Raw genomic sequence first — 19,576 nt, forward strand, 5'->3', positions numbered from 1 at the left:
TTTTACTAGGCATTGACTTTTCATAAATATGGTTATATTGTATAATACAATATGCGTTTTAAATGCACAACAGCTTAGCACCCATAATATCTTCAATTCTCTTCAACTTCTGCCCTTGCCCTGTCTCTATATAAAAATTCAGCAATCTATCAAACCAGACTCTAGTTTCTGGATTTTGCAGCAATTGACAAAACTCACGATAGGTTATCAACCTTTTCTCGCTTGCAAGATACATATCGTTTCCAATGCTTGGCTGTATCAAGTAATAGATTCCGTAATCTTGTCTAAAACAACGACTTAGTATCGTTATTAGAGTTATAAGCTCTGTATCATCTTTTTTGCTAAGTCGAAGATATGAAAGCTCTTGCCTGATCTTATCTAACTGATAAAATAAACGAGCTGTCATGTAGCATGATGAGATCAAGTAGCAGCCGTAATTGTTAAACCATTCAGGCGATTGTTCAGAAATTTCTTTAACATTAGTTATATAAAGCAATTTTTCGTGCTTTTCACCATCGTTAGCTATCTTTTTCAAAATTTCAGAGAAACGAAAATAGTTTTCAACTAAGTAGAATCTTAAAGGGTTTAAATAAGTCGAAATAATTCTGTCAGCTTCCTGTTTATCTTTAGCTTTATTTTCACGGTAAGAGTTGAGTCCGTAGGTAACAAGTACAACTAAAACCGAGGTAAATGCTGAAATTATTGCGGTCAAAACTTCTTTCACGTTGTCCTTACCTCTTAGCGATTATCAAACCATCTTAAATACTCAACGATCAATCTCCGAGTACCTCCATACCAGCAATGCAAGCTGTATAACTTATAATTGTATCGCAGTTGCGGTATAATACCATTATAATCGGAAAATACCGCAGCTTAATGATGTAATGTCAACCCCTTCTTACTCCCCATCAGAATCTCCCTTCCTCGATCGAGTTCGCCGTAGGATTCGACCCAAACACTTAAGCCGTCGCACTTAAAAAAGCTATCTTTATTTTATATCGGTGAACTGACAATTGTTCTAGTCATCAACTTAAATAGATATGTTTACGGAATAAATAACCTACCTGCTCCCATATAGTATTGGATATCGATCGCGATTTCTACAAGCTTTTCAACACAACGCTCTCGATAATCATATTCGTTAACCCGATCGGGATCGCTAATCGTGATAATTGGAAATGAAGTTGGCTCATTTTCTTCCCGCATCATTTGTTCCAGAGAGTCTTCACCCTTTGCATTACGGTTTGCTGTCAATCAAAGCATCTGATTAAATTGAGCCAATTGCCAAACGACTCGATCGTCGCTATTAGATGGTAAGCCAATGTCTTGAAATGTCACTAACCGAATGGGAGTAATATCTAACCACCCTCCTGCCACCAGACTTCCAGAAAGTAAGAGAGCTTGCCGATTCAAATTGTAGTCAGCCAGAATCATCATTGCTTTGTGGCTTCCCGCTGCGCTCTGCGTTCCTGAAGTTTGACTCGCACAGCTTCATATTCAGAGCGAGGAGGAGTTGCCGCGATGCGAGCAAAGCGTTCGCGGTTGCGCTCTTCCCAGTATTGCCGAGTTTCTTCGGCTGATTTCAAAACTTCTTGGTACTCAGCTTCTACATCTGTCTGGTGCGCCTCAATGTAGGACAGGGCAGCGCGTAACTGCTCATCCGTAAGGTTAAATACGTCACGAATGAATTTAGGGGGATACTGGGCTTTGAGATGATCTATTACATCATAAAGAGTTATGCGTGTTCCCGCGATCGTAAGCCCCCTTTCTGTGCCGACGATCGTCACTTTTCCATTAGGTTGTGGAGCATTGGTGACAAGTTAAGGCTGTAAGTCTTTTGTCAAGAGGCTTTCGGAGAGTTCTTAAAAAAGAATTGGTCAGACCCTCGTTGCTTTTCAGGAAAAGGGGCAATAATTAACTTAACATTCGGTTTTCGCTGCTGTTTAATAATGCCTAAATCTCGATTTTGGGGGTCAGCAAAATACTTGATTGGATCTGTTGCTTTACCTTTATGATGAGCCATAGTAAAATGATAAAGACCGCGATAAATCATTTCTAAAGAAATCTGCTCAAAAGGTAGAGCTAGTTCATCAGCTACCGCATCACCTAAATCTACTAAAACTGCATAAAATAACCAAGTTGCCCAAATCTGTAATTTAATCCCATTGATTGAACCCGTCCATAAATAGCTTAAATCTAACAGCCTTTTTACAATATTAAAAGCTTCTTCAATCCGCCAACGTCTTCGATACAAATCTGCTACTACATAAGGGGGTAATTTTTCTGGCTCTAGCACACTTGTTAAATAAGAATGCCCGGTTTTTTCTGAACGAACTTCAATCAAACGTAAGGTAATAAACGGAGTTTTCTTTGTTCCAGACCCCAAACGTATCTTACGGTCTCGCAGTCCATAACTATCGGTAAATACTTCCTCTACTTTGATGGCGGCTCCTTTCTTTATTCGGGTAATAAAGTTAACCTTTTGCTCGATTAATTTTAACCAAAAATTAAAGTGATAAAAGCCTCTATCTAATAGTAATAACGTATTTTCGCTGACTAAATTGAGGATATTTTCTTCAAGTTTTACATCAGATTTTTTCGCATTTTCGGTAAACCAAATTTCGACTGGCAATCTAGTTACTAGATCAATTACTGTACTTATTTTCCCCGCCAATTGTCCTATTTTAGCTTCCTCTAAGTTTGATAATTTCCGAAATAATGCCTCTAATATTGAACTATCTATAATCCAAATCTGCTCAAATCTTGTTAATGTAAACTGAATACTTTCTGGTAAGGTTCGTTGATTTCTGCTCTGCCAATTTGTTCTTAACCTTGGCAATAAATCTTTAAATACTTGTTCAAATAACTCGGCCCGAAAGGTCAAAAATCTCGCTCGACAGTGCTTGTTGGCTGACTTGAGTGGGATTACACCACAGAAAGCCGTCTCTCGTTAACATTCTGGTCAGTTCTCTTACTCCTGCTACGTCTCGCCAGAGTAAGGTTAAGACCGCAGCCATCATCAATGGCAAGTTGAGAATTCGGTCCCGAAGTTTTAGCTGACGGTAGGAATTTTCCTGATGGAGCATGGCTGGTGTCAGTAATGCTTCGAGTTGCTGGGCAATTACTTCATCCTCTATCAGTGGTCGTTGTTTCTTTTTCGCGTGGTCCCGATTGGTAGTTCTGGTCTTGGTCATGGCTGGTCATAATTGCTCAACTACTTGCCTATTCTGAGTTTCATCTATTTTTTAACCAATGTAAATACCCCCTTGACAATTTACCCATCACCTTAACTTGTCACTAATGGGTTGTGGAGTCATATCCCTAACCCTCCAAAAACTACATCCATATTACCTTTTTCTGGGAATTAACCACACGCTAAGAAACCCGGTTTCTTGGATAATCTTAATTGGGATACGAAATATCTCGAAAGAAACCGGGTTTCTGGGAATTACCCACAAACTAATATCATCAATTTAAAATTATTTGTAAACTGAACAACTCTATGGTAAACTAGAAGATTGTGAATATTAATCAAAAGTAAAGTAACAAGCCCGGAGAAATCAAAATGACACAGCAAACCCTGCACGGAACCAGCCGCAAAAGAAAAAGAACATCCGGTTTTCGCGCCAGAATGCGTACCGCAACAGGTCGATTGGTAATCAAAGCCCGCCGCAGCAAAGGTCGCCACCGCCTCGCAGTCTAGCACTGCATCAAAGTTGAGAGGCCTCAACGATCGCCCTACGCCATGTTGCCCGAGACAAACCGACTCAAGCACCGAAAAGACTTCAGCGCCGTATACCGCAAGGGAATGCGCCGTAACTCGGCCCATTTCAGCTTAAGAGCTCTGCGTAAACCCAAAAGCGCCGAATTTGCGAAACCGACAGCCGAAAAATCCTTGCAGCCCACTCGCACAGGCATTTCCATCAGCCTGAAAGTCAGCAAACGCGCTGTAGTCCGCAACCGGATTAAGCGTCAGATTCGGGCAGCTTTGCGACAGCTATTGCCCAGATTAAAATTCGGGTGGGATTTAGTAATTGTCGTGCGTCCGATCGCACAAGAGTGCAATTATGCAGAAATTCTGCAAGAATTAGAGCAGTTGTTGGTAGAAGCCGAGGTACTAGATGGGAATTCGAGAGGAAGTATATTATGAAGGCGGCCCCGCGCCGGGAGACTTGATCATCAACTTACTCCTAGGGCTGACAGTCGTCGGAATCCCCCTCGCAGTAGGAGCAATTGTCCGGGCTCTGTGGCTGCGGTATCGGATCACGAGCCGCCGAGTGTCCGTCACCAGCGGTTGGATGGGGGGCGATCAGACAGACGTTATCTACTCAGATATAGTCAAAATCGTCACAGTACCTCGCGGTTTCGGGACTTACGGAGACATGGTGCTGACCATGAAAAATGGCAGCCGCTTGGAACTCAGGGCTATTCCGAAATTTCGAGCAATGTATGACTACATTAACGAAAAACTGCCCGCAGCAGCTCAAAAAGCAAACGCGGCCCAAGCTAAATAACCGAACCGCTTTGCCCTCAAATCAGGGTAAAGTCAGTGCGAGTATTGGCAAACTCATTACAACAAACCGCTAGCGGGCGGTCGATCGACGGGCCATGTCCTAAGATAGAGACAAAACCCTGAAAATTGAGGCGGCTCGCCTTAAGCGGGTAAAAATAGTTCTCAACAGCAAACATAGAGCACCTAAATTAACTCAAAGCGAATGGATTTTGGTATCTCGTTTCTCTCCAACAACCTAATGCTGCCGATCCTAGATTTTTTCTACGGGATCGTGCCAAGCTACGGTTTAGCGATCGTAGCACTGACGCTCGTGATTCGCTTTGCTCTTTATCCTCTCAACGCAGGCTCTCTTCGCAATATGCGGCGCATGAAAGTAGCGCAGCCTTTGATGAAAGAGCGAGTAGATCAAATTCAAAAACTGTATAAAGAAAATCCTGCAAAACAGCAGGAGGAAATGAGCAAAGTATACAAAGAATTCGGCAATCCTCTAGCAGGATGCTTCCCGTTGGTGCTGCAAATGCCAGTGCTGTTTGCACTGTTTGCAACGCTACGGGGTTCGCCGTTTTCTGACATAAATTACAGCGTCAACGTTCAAGTTTTGCCGAAAGAACAAATCGAAACTGTTCAACCGCAAGCCTTTGCTACACCGCCCCAAAATATTTACGTCACAGGTACTTTTCATGCTCCAGTTGTGGGCGTAATTCCAGGTGGCGACAAACTCGCAGTCGGCGACACAACAAAGATTGATTTTCAAACCCCAGAGGGCAAACCTCTCAAAGTTTTAGCGGCAGAAAATAAGAGCGAAATCGACTTTGAACCCCGCTGGAAAGTCATCAAAGGCGAAGAACTGGTCAAGGTAGATGAACAGGGCAACATCACGGCCTTAGCGCCCGGTGAAGCCACAGTTCAAGGCACAATCCCCGGATTGGCTACTAACAAAGGATTCCTGTTTATTGAAGCTCTAGGCCGCGTTGGGGCGATCGACTCAGACGGTACAATCCACTGGGATATTTTGGTGATGATTCTGGGCTTCGGCATCAGTTTATATATCAACCAAACCCTTTCGGGACAAGCACAAGGGCCAAACGACAACCCCCAACAGGCTACAGTTAACAAACTGACGCCAGTCATATTTTCGGGGATGTTTTTGTTCTTCCCGCTGCCTGCTGGCGTGTTGATGTATATGCTGATTGCTAACATCTTCCAGACAGTTCAATCGTTTATTTTGTCGCGAGAACCGCTGCCAGAAAACCTGCAAAAAATAGTGGACGAAGCAGAGGCAAAAACCCAAAAAGAACAGGGATTAGATGCACTTCCCTTTGAGCCCAAGCGTTCTAAGAAAAAGGCTTGATTTTAACAACAATGAAAGATTCTCAAATGCAGCGCGGACAGCAATGGTTAGAAGAATTGTTACAACTGTCCGCCATTCCGTCAAAAGTGGTAGGCGAACAACAAAAAGATTGCTATTGGATGACAATAGATGAAAGCAATCTTACTGCAGAACAAGTTGCAATTTTAGTCGGGCCTGACGGTAATGTAATAGATGCCATTCAGTACCTCTGCAACACGGTTCAGAATATAGGTCAGGAAGTAGAGGAGTCACTTCCTTATACAGTTGAACTCAATGGCTATCGCATCCGCCGCCAAGAGGAATTGCGCTCGATGGCAGAGTACGCAGCCGATCAAGCGCGTTCGACGGGAGTTGAATTTGAACTCAAATCGCTGTCTTCGGCAGAACGCCGTCAAGTCCACAGCTTTTTGAGCGAATGTGAGGACATAGAAACTTACAGTCAAGGACAAGAACCCGATCGGCGTTTGGTAGTGCGGCTGCGCTGACAATAAAAAGAGAAAAAAGGAAAAAGGAAAAAGGAAAAAGCGAAAAATTAGCTATTCCTTTTGACTTTTGACTTTTGCATTGAGGCAAGCATAATAAAACGGCGAAAGATTATTATGGAGACAATTTATATCCCTCATCTACTCACAAAAACTGAGCGGAAAGAGGTAATTGATTTTGAAGAATTTATCCCCGATTTAGAAACTCTTACTCCGGTGCGGGGGCGACTGCAAGTGACTCACCAAGGGAATTATCTTGAGGTGAAGGCGAAAGCAGAAACAATTGTTACTCTCACCTGCCACAGATGCTTGAAACAATACAATCACCGTTTGGCACTCAACTCATCTGAACTAATCTGGCTCGAAGAAACAGCAAATCAGACAGATTCAAGCTCAGCAGAAATAGAAGTTGCTTTAGAAGATTTGGTGGAAAATTTGTCGCCAGGTGGCTATTTCTCTCCGGGCGATTGGGTGTACGAGCAAATGTGTTTGGAACTGCCACACAAACAGCTATGCGATGCTCAATGTCCGGGAATAAGTTTAAACGATGCAGAGACAGAAAGCTCAGAAGCTGCATCAGACAGTCGCTGGGCTTCTCTGGCAGCACTTAAACGGCAATTGCCTTCGTCGGTTGACTAATAACTAATGACTATTTTTAGCGACGAGTTTGAACTGCTGCTGCGATCGCGCTACCCCCTAATTTACATTCCCACACGGGAAGAAGAGCGCGTAGAAGTGGCGATCGCCCAATGCGCCAAAAAACAAGGTTCTCGCGCTGTCTACATCTGGGATTTTGTGGACGGCTACCAAGGTAATCCCAACGATGCCGGTTTTGGCAAGCGCAACCCCCTGCAAGCTTTGGAATTTCTGGAAAAATTGCCTGCATCCGCCCCTGCAATCTTTATTCTGCGGGACTTTCAGCGGTTTTTAGAAGATGTCTCGATTTCCCGCAAGCTGCGGAATTTGGCGAGACTCCTCAAATCTGTACCCAAAAATATTGTCATCGTATCTCCTCTAATTTCGATCCCGGAAGACCTCAGCGAAGTGATGACTGTTTTGGAATTTCCCCTGCCTGCGGCGGCGGAAATCAAAATTGAGGTGGAAAGGCTGCTAGGGGCTACCGGACAAGCGATTGAAGGGCGTTTGCTGGACGAAACAGTGCGCTCCTGTCAAGGGCTGTCGATCGAACGAATCCGCAGAGTTTTGGCAAAGGCGATCGCCACCAGAGGCGAACTCCATCCCGACGACGCGGAACTAATTTTAGAAGAAAAGCGCCAAACAATTCGCCAAACTCAAATTCTAGATTTTTACCCAGCCCGCGAAAATATCTCCGATATCGGCGGTTTGGACAATCTCAAAGAATGGCTGCTGCGGCGCGGCGGTGCTTTTTCCGATCGAGCCCGCCAATACGGTTTGCCGCATCCCAGAGGTTTGTTGTTAGTCGGAATTCAAGGAACCGGAAAATCCTTAACAGCAAAGGCGATCGCCCACCACTGGCATTTGCCTTTGCTGCGGTTGGATGTCGGGCGCTTGTTTGCCGGCTTAGTCGGAGAATCGGAATCGCGCACCAGGCAAATGATTCAGCTAGCGGAAGCTTTGGCGCCTTGCGTGCTGTGGATTGACGAGATTGACAAAGCTTTTGGGGGATTGGACGGTAAAGGGGATTCCGGGACAACCAGCCGGGTGTTCGGGACTTTTATTACTTGGTTGGCCGAAAAAACTTCACCGGTGTTTGTGGTAGCAACAGCCAACAACATCCAGTCTTTGCCACCAGAAATGCTGAGAAAAGGCAGGTTTGACGAAATATTTTTTGTGGGTTTGCCCAGCCAGGAGGAACGGAGGGCGATTTTTGAGGTACATTTGTTGCGGTTGCGATCGCACAGCATCAAAAATTACGATGTAGAGCGCTTGGCTTACGAAACTCCCGATTTTTCAGGGGCCGAAATCGAGCAAACTTTGATTGAAGCAATGCACATTGGATTTAGCCAAAATCGAGACTTTACGACAGATGATATTTTAGAATCAGCTAGTCAGATGGTGCCTTTAGCCAGAACGGCTCAAGAACAAATTCAGTTTCTCCAAGATTGGGCCGCTGCTGGGAAAGCTCGCCTTGCTTCTAGATACGGCAGTTTGAGTCGCCGGATTCAGGGGTAAGCTTTTGAAGTCAGTAGTCAGTAGTTAGTAGCCAGTTGTCAGTTGGCAGTTACCAGATTTTACTCAACATTCAGCAGTCAACACTCAACAGTCAACCTTCTTCCCTCTTCCTTCTTCCTTCTTCCTTCTTCCTTCTTCCTTCTTCCTTCTTCCTTCATTTGCGGTTTTATGAACAGTCTATATAGCGTTTTCAAATTTTTAGTGGGTTTTCTGCTAGCGATCGTCCTGATGGCAGGTGCTAGCGTGGCGGCTGCACTTTACTTTGCCGCTAAGCTAACTACTGTGCCCGAAAGACCTGTTTTTCCCAACGACAAAACACCTGTTCAGGTTGCAGGCAGTGCGCCGAATTCAACAGCCCAGGCTAGTGCTGTTTCTACATCTAGCGATGCCCCGTCTCCGAAACCGCTGGAACCGGGAGCTTACCGAGCGATGGTGACTCAGCCGATCGGCTTAATTCTGCGGGATACTGGTAGCCGAGACTCGAACCGCATTGGCGGTGTTGGTTACAAGGAAAAAGTCGTGGTTTTGGAAGAGTCGCCGGATAAAGAGTGGCAGCGAATTCGGGTTGAGGATGGCAATCGCGAAGGTTGGGTCAAGGGTGGCAATACTGAAAAAGTTGAGGACGAATAGGACCAGCGCAGTCCATATCAAAGAGTTAACTGTTGAACAGTGTAGCGTTTGGCAGGAGAGCAATGTTGTGACTGCAATGATACGCTCAACTCGCTCATCCACGGCGTTTTATAGGCATCGCAGACTTCTCGGACGATGAAATGAGACGGCAATAGACCTCTTGCGAAAGTCTCAGGCGAGCGCTAATTTGTCTTCAAAGAAAGTTCATAATTATAAATACCAGCGATCAAATTAAATCTTAATCCGAAGCGTCTTCTTCGATTTCGATATCTTGATGAAAGTATTCTAAATATATTTAAACTTCGATGTATATTTTCAATAATAATTCTGGATTTTGCTAGTTGCCAATTTCAAACTTTTTCGGCTTGACTCAGTTTTTTATTTTTTATTTTTTTGAGTGGTGTTCTACTATTAGTTAGTATGAATCTTTTTGATTCCTTGATAACCTCGATCACCTAAAAGTTCAAGTTCTTCATTCATCCCGATCTTGCTTTTTTTAAACAAACTAAAATAATGCGTTTTCCCGTTACTAAAAGCTGTACATATTATTTCGGTACTTTTTGTGTTGGCTAAAACTTGCGATTTTATTGTATGATATTTTTGCTGGCCACTATAATATTTCTTTTGCTTTTTTTGGGGACGCTCTATTTCATGCTCTGACACATCCACCGCTACAGTTTCTATCTCATTTTGACTTTGATAAAAATTTTTTCCAGGTAAATTAAATAAACCTGAATTTATTAAAGCTTTCTCAGTTCTAATTACAATTCGATCAGCATTTGATTCATTAATACCCCATTTAATTCCCAGATGAAAAAAAGTAGGATATTCTCGCAAATAGGATAATGTCATTAAGATTTGGTCTGATACGCACAATTTACTTGGTCTGACTGATTTTTTTTGAAGTATTTTTTCCGCTTTGACTATTTTTACCATCTCTTTGAATGTCTCTTGATGTACTCCACAGTAGCGTTTAAAGTCTTTGGGGGTTAACTTTTGTAATTGTTCGTAATTCATATTATTAAGCTAATTTTTTCTTTTATTTTACCTAGAACGAGCGCACTTTCGCAAGAGGTCTAATGCCTCAAAGTCTTAATTACCTGTGCAGATCGATCGACCCAATTGCCAGAGCAGGATAGTAAAGCCCTCTCCCTCTCGCCAAATCGGGACGTTTCCCCTGCCTTTACAGTGTTGTGAGAGATGGATGTCTGGACAGATAGGTTTCGGAGAGGTAAATTGTTAATACTGGCTGCAGCGAGTGACCTTTAACACAAGTTTGGAAGTATAGAAAATGACCAAAAACGTATCAGTAGTAATTCCCTCCTATAACAGCGCCCAATTTTTACCGGAAGCAATTAAGAGCGTACTTGAACAGAGTTACCCTCCTTTTGAGGTCATTGTAGTAGACGATGGCTCTACTGATGATACGAAAGAAGTCTGCGATCGCTACCCGACAGTACAATACGTCTATCAACACAACCAAGGCGTTGCTGCTGCACGCAATACTGGTCTGCGGGTTAGTACAGGAGAGTATATTGTCTTCCTGGATAGTGATGACTGCCTTTTACTTGAAGCGATTGAGATTGGAGTCAAGCACATCAACGCCCTGCCAGAGGTGGGCTTTGTATTTGGTCGTTATTTCTTCTATTCCATTCAAGCTGATGGCTCCTACAAAGTAGAAGAGAAATATGAAAATCAGCATGAAGTTGCTAATTATGAAACCATTTTAGCTGCCCAGCATAAGATTCAATGCGGTTGTATTATGTTTCGCCGTTTTGCTCTGGAGTCCGTCTCTCTTGAGTCTGTTGGTGCATTTGATCCAAGTCTAGTGCCGATGGAAGATATCAATTTATTTCTGCGGGTGGCCCGTGAATTTCCGATATATTTTCACGGTGAAGTCGTTTCTAAATATCGCTACACTGGCAATAACCTATCTAGTAAATCGGCAAAAATGCTGATCCAGGCAAGACTATCTCACGGTCGGCAATGGAGTTACATTCAACAGACTGGAAAAGAAGAATATATAGCGGCATACGAACAAGGTAAAAAATCTTGGACTAAGCTTTTTGGCGATCGATTGCCTTACGAAATCCAGAGATATATACGATCTAAAGAATGGGTCGCAGCCTTGGGGATTCTGAGATTAATCTTGTATTACGATCCCAAATTGCAATGTATCGATCGGGCAATCTACGAAACATCCTATACAACTCTGATGTCAGAGCTACGAAAGCTCCCCCTTCAAGACTCCCTCGCCTATTGGCAAAAACAACTTGCGGGTGCTCCCCCTTTATTGCCCCTCCCCACTGACCGGCCACGCCCCCCAGAGCAATCCTTTCGGGGAGCTTCTCTGTCTTTTGGCATTTCTCAAGAAATCACGACTGCCTTAGGTATATTGGGCGGGCAGGAAGGGGTCACTCTCTCAACAACCCTGTTAGCTGCCTTTAATATTTTGCTGTATCGCTACACAGGTACCGAAGACGTGATTGTTGGCTCCCCCTTTGTGAGCCGTGTGAATGCAGAAAATTTTGTCAATGCCGTCCCCCTTCGTACAGATATGTCGGGTAATCCCACGTTCCCAGAGTTTCTGGGACGAGTGCGGAAAGTCGTTTTGTTAGCGCAAGCCTATCAAGATGTACCCTATTGTTTGTTGGTCGATGAATTTTGTCCGGATATCGACTTGAGCTATTCTCCTCTGTTTCAAGTGACCTTTGTCTTTGAGGAAAATATTCCATTCCAAAGGATCGATCTGTCAAGATTAACCGCAAGTCCTTGGGTGATTGAAAACAACGAAGGAAAATTTGACTTAACTTTATTCTTAAAACCAACCAGCGAAGGATTGGAGGGGAGTTGGTCTTACAGCACGGATTTGTTTGATGCAGAAACCATTGAACGAATGAACGAGCATTTCCAGATTTTGTTGGCTGGGATTGTGGCTCATGCACAACAACCGATTTCTGCATTGCCGTTGTTGCCAGACAAAGAGAAAAATTTGTTGCTTGTGGAATGGAATCAGACTCAAACAGATGAGTCACAATATCGATGCCTCCACCACTTAGTGACTCAACAAGCAGAAGCAACTCCAGAGAAAATTGCGGTTTCCTTTGAAGGTAAAACATTAACTTACCAAGAACTGCATCAACGCTCCAATCAACTGGCCCACTATTTACAAAAAAAAGGGGTAAAACCAGATGATTTAGTTGGCATTTGTGTCGATCGTTCTCTGGAAATGCTGGTGGGATTATTAGGTGTGCTGAAGGCGGGCGGAGCCTATGTTCCCATAGACCCGAACTACCCTCCCGATCGCGTGGAATACATGATCGAGAATTCCCAAGCCAAAGTATTGTTAACACAACAGCGGCTTGTCAAGAACCTGCCTACCAAAGAAGCATTGGTGATCTGTTTGGATACGGATTGGCCCCTGATTGCTCAAGAGAGCCAGGAAACACCGATCGCAAGTGTTACGCCAGAAAATATGGCCTACGTCATTTACACGTCTGGTTCTACGGGTAAGCCCAAAGGCGTACAAGTTCTTCACCGCGGGGCAGTCAATTTTTTAAATTCGATGCGCGAGCAACCGGGAATCTGTGAGGCGGATATTTTGCTGTCTGTCACCACTCTCTCTTTTGATATTGCAGTCTTAGAACTGTACTTACCCCTGACTGTGGGAGCGCAGGTTGTCATCCTGAGTCGGGAAGCTGCCATGGATGGCAGAAAGTTATTAAAGACGATCGCCCAATCGGGGATTACGATCCTGCAAGCGACCCCAGCGACTTGGCGATTATTGCTGGAATCGGGTTGGGAAGGTCAGTCCCCTATGAAAATGCTCTCCGGTGGGGAAGCCATGCCTAAAGAATTGGCTGCCCAATTGTTAACCAAAGGTACGGAACTTTGGAATATGTACGGGCCGACAGAAACAACAGTTTGGTCAACGGTTTATCAAATCAAAGATGCCCAACAGCGAATTTTAATTGGTAAGCCGATCGCCAACACCGATATCTACATCTTAGATCCTCTGTTACAACCCGTTCCCGTTGGGGTGGCTGGGGAATTACATATTGGTGGTTCAGGATTAGCCCGAGGCTATTTGCAACGTGACGATTTAACGACAGAGAAATTTATTCCTAATCCCTTTCGGGACACCGAACGAATCTACAAGACGGGGGACTTAGCGCGTTATTTGCCAGATGGAAATATTGAGTGTTTGGGTCGCCTAGATTTTCAAGTCAAAATTCGCGGTTTTCGCATCGAACTCGGTGAAATCGAGTCTGTTTTGGTCAAACATCCCAATGTGCAGCAGGCGGTGGTCCTCGTCAGGGAAGATTTTCCTGGCGACAAGCGTCTAGTGAGTTATATTGTCGCCGTCAACAATCAGAACCCAACCATCCAAGAACTGCGAAGTCTGCTCAAGGAGTATGTACCAGAATATATGGTGCCGTCTATCTTCGTTTTCTTGGAAGCTCTACCTCTAACACCTAATGGTAAGGTCGATCGTAAAGCTCTACCTGCACCTCAACAATCTGCCCAACCACCAATCACACCCGCCACTCCAACGCCTCTATATCCGCCCGCCACTACAACTCAAGCAACGCAAGAAAAGCCAAGAGAATTTGCCAAGCCCCAGGATGATTTGGAAGTTCAACTTATCAAAATTTGGGAAAAAGTATTGCATACTTCACCCATCAGTACGACAGATAATTTCTTCGAGCTGGGAGGACATTCCCTATTAGCGATATCGCTAATGCGTGAAATAGAGGAAACCTACAAGCAAGAGCTATCTTTAGCTATCCTTTTCCAATCGCCAACGATTCAGCAGTTGGCTAACACCCTTCGCGAACAAGGATGCTTGTCTTCGGCGCAGGCTTTAGTCACGATTCAGGAAGGCAGTTCCAAACTGCCTTTATTCTTCATTTACGGCATATTCCTTTACTATGATTTGTCAAGACACCTCGGCGAAGACCAGACTTGTTATGGAATCTATCTCAACGAGGAAGTCAATATGTTCCAAAAGGAGAAACTTGACAAATCACCAACGGATGTAGTGAGTGTTGCAGATATGGCAACTCGCTATCTCAAAGAGATCCAAAGACATCAGCCGACAGGTCCTTACCTCCTAGCGGGTGAGTCATTGGGTGGCTTAGTAGCCTTTGAAATGGCACATCAACTTCATTTACAGGGTGAGGAAGTAGCTTTACTGTGCCTTTTGGATAGTGCGATTCCAGGGAAAAACAAAATGTCATTGAGTCAGAGGGTTGCTCTTCATGCCAAAAAGCTGCGCCAAGAAGGGATTTCCTATGTTTTCCAAAAGCTAGAATCTCCGACTAAATCGACTTCTAACATTAATAATGTAGATCCTCGACTAGAGTTTCGGGATTACGCTTTCAACAGTTACAGGCCACAGCCTTACCCAGGCAGGGCGATTTTGTTCCGGGCGATGGAGGAAAGTCACTTTAGCACTTTGGAAAATTGGAATGAACTGTTGGTTGGAGGATTAGACATATATGATATCCCTGGAAATCATCTAACTATCCTTCAAGAACCCAATGTCCCTCTCTTGGCGGAAAAAATGAGACTGCATATCGATCGAGCCTTAGCAAAACTTTAGGCTGCGATCTGAGCTGCTATCTGCCTCTGGTATGCAGCAGCTCATACCATTTCTCTATTAAGCTGCGCTTAATAGAGAAAGTGGCGATCGCATCTTTAGCTGGATAGGATTATCGGCTCTCCCGTAGTTGTGGTGATAACGTAAGCTTATAATCTAGCAGTATCAAGGGTTTTATTTGTCTGGCCAGGCTTTCAAGTTGGTTGTCACCGCAGTATTTTTAATAAGGCTCCTCGATAAATTTTTCTACCTTCACAGTTAAGATGGACGCCATCTTTTGTTGCATTTTCTTTTAAGACTGTCCCTTCATAAAGGGGCTGAAGTTCTTTTTCTACTATCAAAACTTTCTCTGTCGCTGCCACTTGACGAGTGAACGATCTAATTTTTTCCACTCTTTCCAAAGGACCCGCTAGTGTGAGATCGTGGCTGGCTGCAACCGTTGAGTAAAATGAAGGGATTAACAGCACTTTTTTGGCGTTCATTTTTGTTCTAATAATGCTGATGATTTGCTGCATATTGTTAATAAATTGTGCATCCGTCGTTCGATAAATCGCATCATTAGTACCGAGGGCAATAATGGCTTTCTTACATTTAACTCGAGCGGCAGTTAATTGTTTTAGCTGTTCAAGCTGAGAAATTGTTGACATACCGGGTAAGGCAAAATTAAAAGTATCATTACCCATGCTATTCCCCAGCCCATAGGTAATAGAATCGCCAAAAAAGCAAGTATCAATTTGAGTTTGTTTAGTCAGATCGAGTTGATACTTAACTTCATCCTCCCACCAAGGGTTAGAACTGAGGGTGTCTGTGGGTAATTCGATATAAGTTTCATTAAACATGACGAGGATTCTACCTAAATACCCCGTCTTTATTGCCCATCCTAAAATCCCTGTTAAGACAATGACATTCAATAGCAGTGAAATGGTCGCGAGCAGTTTTTTCATACAGGTATCAGCAAGGAAACTAACAGAACCGATCGATCAATATGCTACCCTAACGTAATTCATAATTATCATCAGTTTATCTCATCACGAATTAAGCGGTCGCAGTCCTCCATCTCGTTTGAGATTAATCGGCTTAAACCCTTGTATAGCTGCTTTCAAGTTGCTTGTCACCCCGTCAGCTTGATGAGGCAACCGTCACCTTCGTACTACTCAGATCTTGCACCATTCTCAATAAAGTTCTACAACCCTCGATCTTTCCTCCATCGAATGACCAAAAACCTAGTTTTTTGAGGCTGATTGACTGGCGTGCAAGATCTGAGTAGTACGAAGGTGTCTTTTTTGTGCCAGCACCTATCTTAATTATCTGGTCTTTAATATCAATACTCCGGACAGTTTTTGGAACGATACTACAAGCTTACGCGGCGCAAGGAGCATAAAAAAGTCGAATTAAATCTAAGTCAAGGGTGGAGCTGACATTGATTTAATTATCCACAGGGGCTGCGAAGTCAAGCGAGTATAAGCCATTGGGCCATATAAAAACTGTCCGGACTATTGTAATATCATAACTAAATGTTGACCCGTCGGCTATCCATATATTTTAAAACTTTCTCAAGGCAAATTGTAAGCTGTCGGGTAAGGGTCTTGATTTTCTTGACAGCCATGAACTACTAAAATGAGGCAGTAATTATTTGAAAAATTTTTCAAATATAATGGCCGGGAAAGTTAGAAATATGAGCGATAATGCTTGTTGAGTAATTTCTTGTGGCTCACACCATAAAAATCCCTCTCTCTTTAATAATGTCGCACTCCTCAATGCCAATGGAGTTTGTGCCGTAAGCTAGCGCTCAATCTTTGCGATCCATGCCCTCTGGAGACGAACAAAACAACTGTGATGTTAGCATTAGGGAATAAATTGGCATCAAGCAGACTGCCCTTTTGTCAAGGCGATGAAGAGTAAAAATTGTTGGAAAGAGAATGGACGCAGGATTTGGCATACGCTTAGAGAGATATTTTGGTTTGTAAGGCAACGATCTATAGCCTTTCTCAGAAAGATGAGGTACTCATGGGCATAGGGCATAGGGCATAGGGCATAGGGCATAGGGCATAGGGCATACCTCACTTTTTTGAGAACCGCTATATGTATATCTTGCCTTACAGCTTTTTTGAGCTCGCTTGAGCAGTGCCATTAAACTTTAGTCCTCCTGATTTTACTAGACAAGATTGCATTCATTCGCTAGTTGGGATTGCCGTCTGAGACGCTGACATTGTGGGTGCTATCGCCCCAGCCAACTCCTCAATTTCACATAAAAGCTCAGCAGACAAAAGGTTTCACCAGCTAAAACTCAACAGAAAAACTCATGAATAACATAAGTTTAAATTATGTGATTGATGAGAGTATGTTAAGAAACTTAGCAAAATTTTAAGCTTAGTTGCAAAACCCAGGCTGTTTTCACCTCCGCAGAGGCAAGAGTGGTAGCTTTGATCGCAAGATGTAAGTTTTCAGCTCTTCAGCTACTAACAATAAAAAATATGTACGACAAACGTCCCGATCGAGATTTGGCTAGTGCTGCAGTGACTGCCGCTCTGGGAGCTGGGGTCGTTACCTCTTTTGCGGTTAGCAGAGGGCAAAACCCGCTGGTAGCCATCGGAATTACTGTTTTTGCAGCGGGAGTAGCTGTAATTTGCGATCGGTTCGGCTTAATTTAAGCTATCGTCGATTTTTTAATATCAAAGTCAACTTATCAAAAAATCCCCGGCCTATTTGCAACTAGCAAGGGTGGGGATTTTTATTGGCTCGTTTTTCGATCCATCAGCGGTACTTTCCTAGACGCACTCGCCACATGAAAAAACGGGTTTCTTAACAAACAACCTGCGCTTTCAGCCTTTTTCCCAGACAACAAATTAAGGTGATGACAGCCTGGGCGCAAGTCTTGTGGTAAATTCAGCGGCTGCCAGATAAAATATTAGCCAGCACTACCCCAGAACTTATTGTCTTTTGGCATTAAAGGCTAAGACTATGCCTGCCAACTTTTTTCGTAACACTCGCGTCTCTATAAACAGCGATGCTATCTTGGTTTTTACCTGTAATTATTTTTGAAGGTAAAAATTTTTCAAATACGGGTGCTTCGTGCAAACAGGTAAAACTTAGCCTTGATAGATCCACAGCAGCCCAAAGCTCAGCTTGAGTTTGCTCGTAAACCCCACCCACAATTTCACATTCACAGTAAAAAGTTATGGAATCCCTCGCCTACCTCGAACTTGCTCTTGTTTGCGAAGCACCAGCAGAGCCGAAAATTTTTGATGGGCCCAAGTGGCAAAACCTATCGAGTCAGACTTATGTCGGTTTGCTGTCTTTGGCTTTGATGCTGTCGGTTTTGAGTGCAGCCGGTTCGGCTTTTGCTCAAATAGATCCGGGAAATCCAAATTTACGCTCGGTTCAAGACAGGTTGCGGGATCTCGGATATTTTCCCAGATCTTCCACCGGTCAGCTCGGCCCGGTTACTAAACAAGCTCTGACTAATTTTCAGCGAGACTATCAACTGTCGCTGACTGGCCGGCCCGATCGAGCTACGGTGATAGCACTCAACAGTTTTGCCGGGGATGACGATCGACCTTTTAAAACTATTTATACAAATTATCGGGAGCTGCGTTTTGGAGACGCGGGTGCAGATGTTTCGGCTCTCCAGCGCAGGTTGAAGCAGCTAGGCTACTTCAGCGCGCATCCCACAGGGAGCTTTCGCGAAGTTACTCAAAATGCCGTTAGATACTTCCAGCGAATTAATCGACTGCGGGTGACTGGAGTTGCCGACAGGCAAACTTTAACTTTGCTGTTTGGTTCCACCAGGCCGGTTCCCCCCGTTACGCTGCCGGGGGATATTTCGGGAAATGGCGGTTGCAAGGGGCTGCGGTTCGGGGACAGAGGGGCGACGGTAGACTTGATCCAGCGGCAGTTAAAAGCTTTGGGCTATTTTGAAGGCGGCGTTGACGGCAAGTTTCGCGAACGCACTCTCTACGCTGTGACTCGTTTTCAGCAAGATTACAATCTGGTTTCTGACGGCTGCGCTGACACTGCTACTTTGACGGCTATCGATGCCCAGATGAGGCAAGCTGAAATTACCTCATGGACTGAGGAAGATGACCCACAGAGTAATGCCGAAGATTTTCTGGAGTTGGGCGACAGAGGCAGACAAGTAGAATTTATGCAGCGGCGGCTGCAAGAATTGGGTTATTACAGGAGCCAGATTCACGGTTGGTTCGATCGACCAACTCAGGCAGCTTTGATCCGCTTTCAGAGGGATAGCGGGCTGTTCGGGACTGGAAGGGTCGATCGCAGCACTCGATCTGCTTTGCGGCAAGGCAACAGGCAGGCCGCAGCGCCTGTGCCGCAAATCGCTGCTGGTCTGCGACGGGGCGATACTGGGACGGCTGTCCGACAACTTCAGTCTTCGCTCAGAAGTATGGGCAAAAACCCCGGCCCGGTGAACGGAGTATTTGGAGCTCAGACCGAGTTTGCGGTGCTGTCGTTTCAGCAGGAACGCAATTTGTCACCGGCGACGGGTATTGCCACTCCGGCGACTTTGGCTGCGCTCCAAAACGGATTAGCTGGGCGGGTTGCTGTTCCTGCTGTTCCAATTAGCAGCAGTTTCAACTCTCGATCGAGCATTCAGCAATTACAAAGGCGGCTGCAAGACCTCGGCTTTTACACAGGCTCGATCAGCGGAGTTTTCGATGCTTCGACGAGAGACGCCCTCGATCGAGCTCAGCGCAGTTACGGGGTCAGCAGCGACGATTTGTTGAGCCAAACTTTTTAGCAGCGGACTTGCGGACACTGCATCAAAGAAATCGGGTTTCTGGTTTCCGACTGATTCCTGAAATTATGTATTTTCCTGAAGAAGCCCG

Annotated in this window: 16 protein-coding genes and 2 pseudogenes; 11 read left to right on the top strand and 7 right to left on the bottom strand. The window is 44.4% G+C overall.

The window, feature by feature from the left end; translation table 11 throughout:
- Window positions 1–58: 58 nt before the first annotated feature.
- The 5 genes and pseudogenes from QUA78_RS25295 to QUA78_RS25315 all read right to left on the bottom strand — a co-directional run bounded on the left by QUA78_RS25295 (window position 59) and on the right by QUA78_RS25315 (window position 3,140).
- The gene (locus QUA78_RS25295) at window positions 59–724 is read right to left on the bottom strand and encodes a hypothetical protein (RefSeq protein WP_333303869.1); all 666 of its coding nucleotides are present in this window, start codon (window positions 722–724) and stop codon (window positions 59–61) included.
- Between the two features lie 320 nt (window positions 725–1,044).
- Window positions 1,045–1,254: a hypothetical protein gene (locus tag QUA78_RS25300; protein WP_333303871.1), complete on the bottom strand. Its 210-nt coding sequence runs from the start codon at window positions 1,252–1,254 to the stop codon at window positions 1,045–1,047.
- Window positions 1,255–1,437, bottom strand: a complete 183-nt coding sequence (locus tag QUA78_RS25305; RefSeq protein WP_333303872.1) for a hypothetical protein — start codon at window positions 1,435–1,437, stop codon at window positions 1,255–1,257. It lies immediately after the preceding gene.
- Window positions 1,434–1,787 (bottom strand): DUF433 domain-containing protein, encoded by a 354-nt coding sequence (locus QUA78_RS25310; RefSeq protein WP_333303873.1) that lies wholly within the window; start codon window positions 1,785–1,787, stop codon window positions 1,434–1,436. Before QUA78_RS25310 ends, QUA78_RS25305 begins: the two co-directional genes overlap by 4 nt.
- 53 nt (window positions 1,788–1,840) lie before the next feature.
- Window positions 1,841–3,140 (bottom strand): annotated as a pseudogene (locus tag QUA78_RS25315) (IS4 family transposase).
- A gap of 425 nt (window positions 3,141–3,565) precedes the next feature.
- On the opposite strand from QUA78_RS25315, the gene rpmH reads away from it, so the two are divergent.
- The 8 genes from rpmH to QUA78_RS25355 all read left to right on the top strand — a co-directional run bounded on the left by rpmH (window position 3,566) and on the right by QUA78_RS25355 (window position 9,130).
- Entirely contained in the window at window positions 3,566–3,703 is a 138-nt protein-coding gene (gene rpmH, locus QUA78_RS25320) for a 50S ribosomal protein L34 (protein WP_006632320.1), read from the top strand.
- 42 nt (window positions 3,704–3,745) lie between these two features.
- Complete coding sequence (gene rnpA, locus QUA78_RS25325; RefSeq protein ID WP_333029826.1) at window positions 3,746–4,150, top strand: ribonuclease P protein component; 405 nt, start codon at window positions 3,746–3,748, stop codon at window positions 4,148–4,150.
- A complete protein-coding gene (locus tag QUA78_RS25330) occupies window positions 4,122–4,514 on the top strand; it encodes a PH domain-containing protein (protein WP_172184373.1) in 393 nt (130 codons plus the stop codon). The genes rnpA and QUA78_RS25330 overlap by 29 nt, the downstream gene beginning before the upstream one ends.
- A 201-nt stretch (window positions 4,515–4,715) precedes the next feature.
- Window positions 4,716–5,864 (top strand): membrane protein insertase YidC, encoded by a 1,149-nt coding sequence (gene yidC, locus QUA78_RS25335; protein ID WP_333303875.1) that lies wholly within the window; start codon window positions 4,716–4,718, stop codon window positions 5,862–5,864.
- Window positions 5,865–5,875: 11 nt separating this feature from the next.
- Window positions 5,876–6,349 carry a R3H domain-containing nucleic acid-binding protein gene (locus QUA78_RS25340; RefSeq protein ID WP_333303877.1) on the top strand — a complete coding sequence of 158 codons (474 nt, stop codon included), beginning with the start codon at window positions 5,876–5,878 and terminating at the stop codon, window positions 6,347–6,349.
- A gap of 114 nt (window positions 6,350–6,463) precedes the next feature.
- Window positions 6,464–6,985, top strand: a complete 522-nt coding sequence (locus tag QUA78_RS25345) for a YceD family protein (protein WP_333303878.1) — start codon at window positions 6,464–6,466, stop codon at window positions 6,983–6,985.
- Between the two features lie 6 nt (window positions 6,986–6,991).
- On the top strand, window positions 6,992–8,500 hold the full coding sequence (locus tag QUA78_RS25350) for an AAA family ATPase (protein ID WP_333303879.1): 1,509 nt from the start codon (window positions 6,992–6,994) through the stop codon (window positions 8,498–8,500).
- 168 nt (window positions 8,501–8,668) lie between these two features.
- The gene (locus QUA78_RS25355; RefSeq protein ID WP_333303881.1) at window positions 8,669–9,130 is read left to right on the top strand and encodes an SH3 domain-containing protein; all 462 of its coding nucleotides are present in this window, start codon (window positions 8,669–8,671) and stop codon (window positions 9,128–9,130) included.
- Between the two features lie 182 nt (window positions 9,131–9,312).
- Here the strand turns inward: QUA78_RS25355 and QUA78_RS25360 are convergent.
- Window positions 9,313–10,147, bottom strand: a pseudogene (locus QUA78_RS25360) (IS5 family transposase).
- A gap of 274 nt (window positions 10,148–10,421) precedes the next feature.
- Here QUA78_RS25360 and QUA78_RS25365 point away from each other — a divergent pair.
- On the top strand, window positions 10,422–14,735 hold the full coding sequence (locus tag QUA78_RS25365; RefSeq protein ID WP_333303882.1) for an amino acid adenylation domain-containing protein: 4,314 nt from the start codon (window positions 10,422–10,424) through the stop codon (window positions 14,733–14,735).
- A gap of 203 nt (window positions 14,736–14,938) precedes the next feature.
- Here the strand turns inward: QUA78_RS25365 and QUA78_RS25370 are convergent, their stop codons facing one another.
- Window positions 14,939–15,676, bottom strand: coding sequence for an SGNH/GDSL hydrolase family protein (locus tag QUA78_RS25370; protein ID WP_333303883.1), 738 nt, complete (start codon window positions 15,674–15,676; stop codon window positions 14,939–14,941).
- 1,530 nt (window positions 15,677–17,206) lie between these two features.
- On the opposite strand from QUA78_RS25370, the gene QUA78_RS25380 reads away from it, so the two are divergent.
- A complete protein-coding gene (locus QUA78_RS25380) occupies window positions 17,207–17,383 on the top strand; it encodes a hypothetical protein (protein WP_332953658.1) in 177 nt (58 codons plus the stop codon).
- Between the two features lie 527 nt (window positions 17,384–17,910).
- Window positions 17,911–19,488, top strand: a complete 1,578-nt coding sequence (locus QUA78_RS25385) for a peptidoglycan-binding protein (RefSeq protein WP_333303885.1) — start codon at window positions 17,911–17,913, stop codon at window positions 19,486–19,488.
- Window positions 19,489–19,576: the final 88 nt, after the last annotated feature.

Origin of the sequence: Microcoleus sp. K4-B3, from assembly GCF_036704615.1 — a bacterium.
In the GTDB taxonomy this organism is placed as follows: domain Bacteria; phylum Cyanobacteriota; class Cyanobacteriia; order Cyanobacteriales; family Microcoleaceae; genus Microcoleus.

Bases quoted from the DNA above. Each gene is read 5' to 3' on its own strand.
- QUA78_RS25385 (WP_333303885.1), top strand. From the start codon at position 17,911: ATGGAATCCCTCGCCTACCTCGAACTTGCTCTTGTTTGCGAAGCACCA.
- rpmH (WP_006632320.1), top strand. From the start codon at position 3,566: ATGACACAGCAAACCCTGCACGGAACCAGCCGCAAAAGAAAAAGAACA.
- QUA78_RS25305 (WP_333303872.1), bottom strand. From the start codon at position 1,437: ATGATGATTCTGGCTGACTACAATTTGAATCGGCAAGCTCTCTTACTT.
- rnpA (WP_333029826.1), top strand. From the start codon at position 3,746: ATGTTGCCCGAGACAAACCGACTCAAGCACCGAAAAGACTTCAGCGCC.
- yidC (WP_333303875.1), top strand. From the start codon at position 4,716: ATGGATTTTGGTATCTCGTTTCTCTCCAACAACCTAATGCTGCCGATC.
- QUA78_RS25365 (WP_333303882.1), top strand. From the start codon at position 10,422: ATGACCAAAAACGTATCAGTAGTAATTCCCTCCTATAACAGCGCCCAA.
- QUA78_RS25330 (WP_172184373.1), top strand. From the start codon at position 4,122: ATGGGAATTCGAGAGGAAGTATATTATGAAGGCGGCCCCGCGCCGGGA.
- QUA78_RS25380 (WP_332953658.1), top strand. From the start codon at position 17,207: ATGTACGACAAACGTCCCGATCGAGATTTGGCTAGTGCTGCAGTGACT.
- QUA78_RS25355 (WP_333303881.1), top strand. From the start codon at position 8,669: ATGAACAGTCTATATAGCGTTTTCAAATTTTTAGTGGGTTTTCTGCTA.
- QUA78_RS25370 (WP_333303883.1), bottom strand. From the start codon at position 15,676: ATGAAAAAACTGCTCGCGACCATTTCACTGCTATTGAATGTCATTGTC.
- QUA78_RS25345 (WP_333303878.1), top strand. From the start codon at position 6,464: ATGGAGACAATTTATATCCCTCATCTACTCACAAAAACTGAGCGGAAA.
- QUA78_RS25340 (WP_333303877.1), top strand. From the start codon at position 5,876: ATGAAAGATTCTCAAATGCAGCGCGGACAGCAATGGTTAGAAGAATTG.
- QUA78_RS25350 (WP_333303879.1), top strand. From the start codon at position 6,992: ATGACTATTTTTAGCGACGAGTTTGAACTGCTGCTGCGATCGCGCTAC.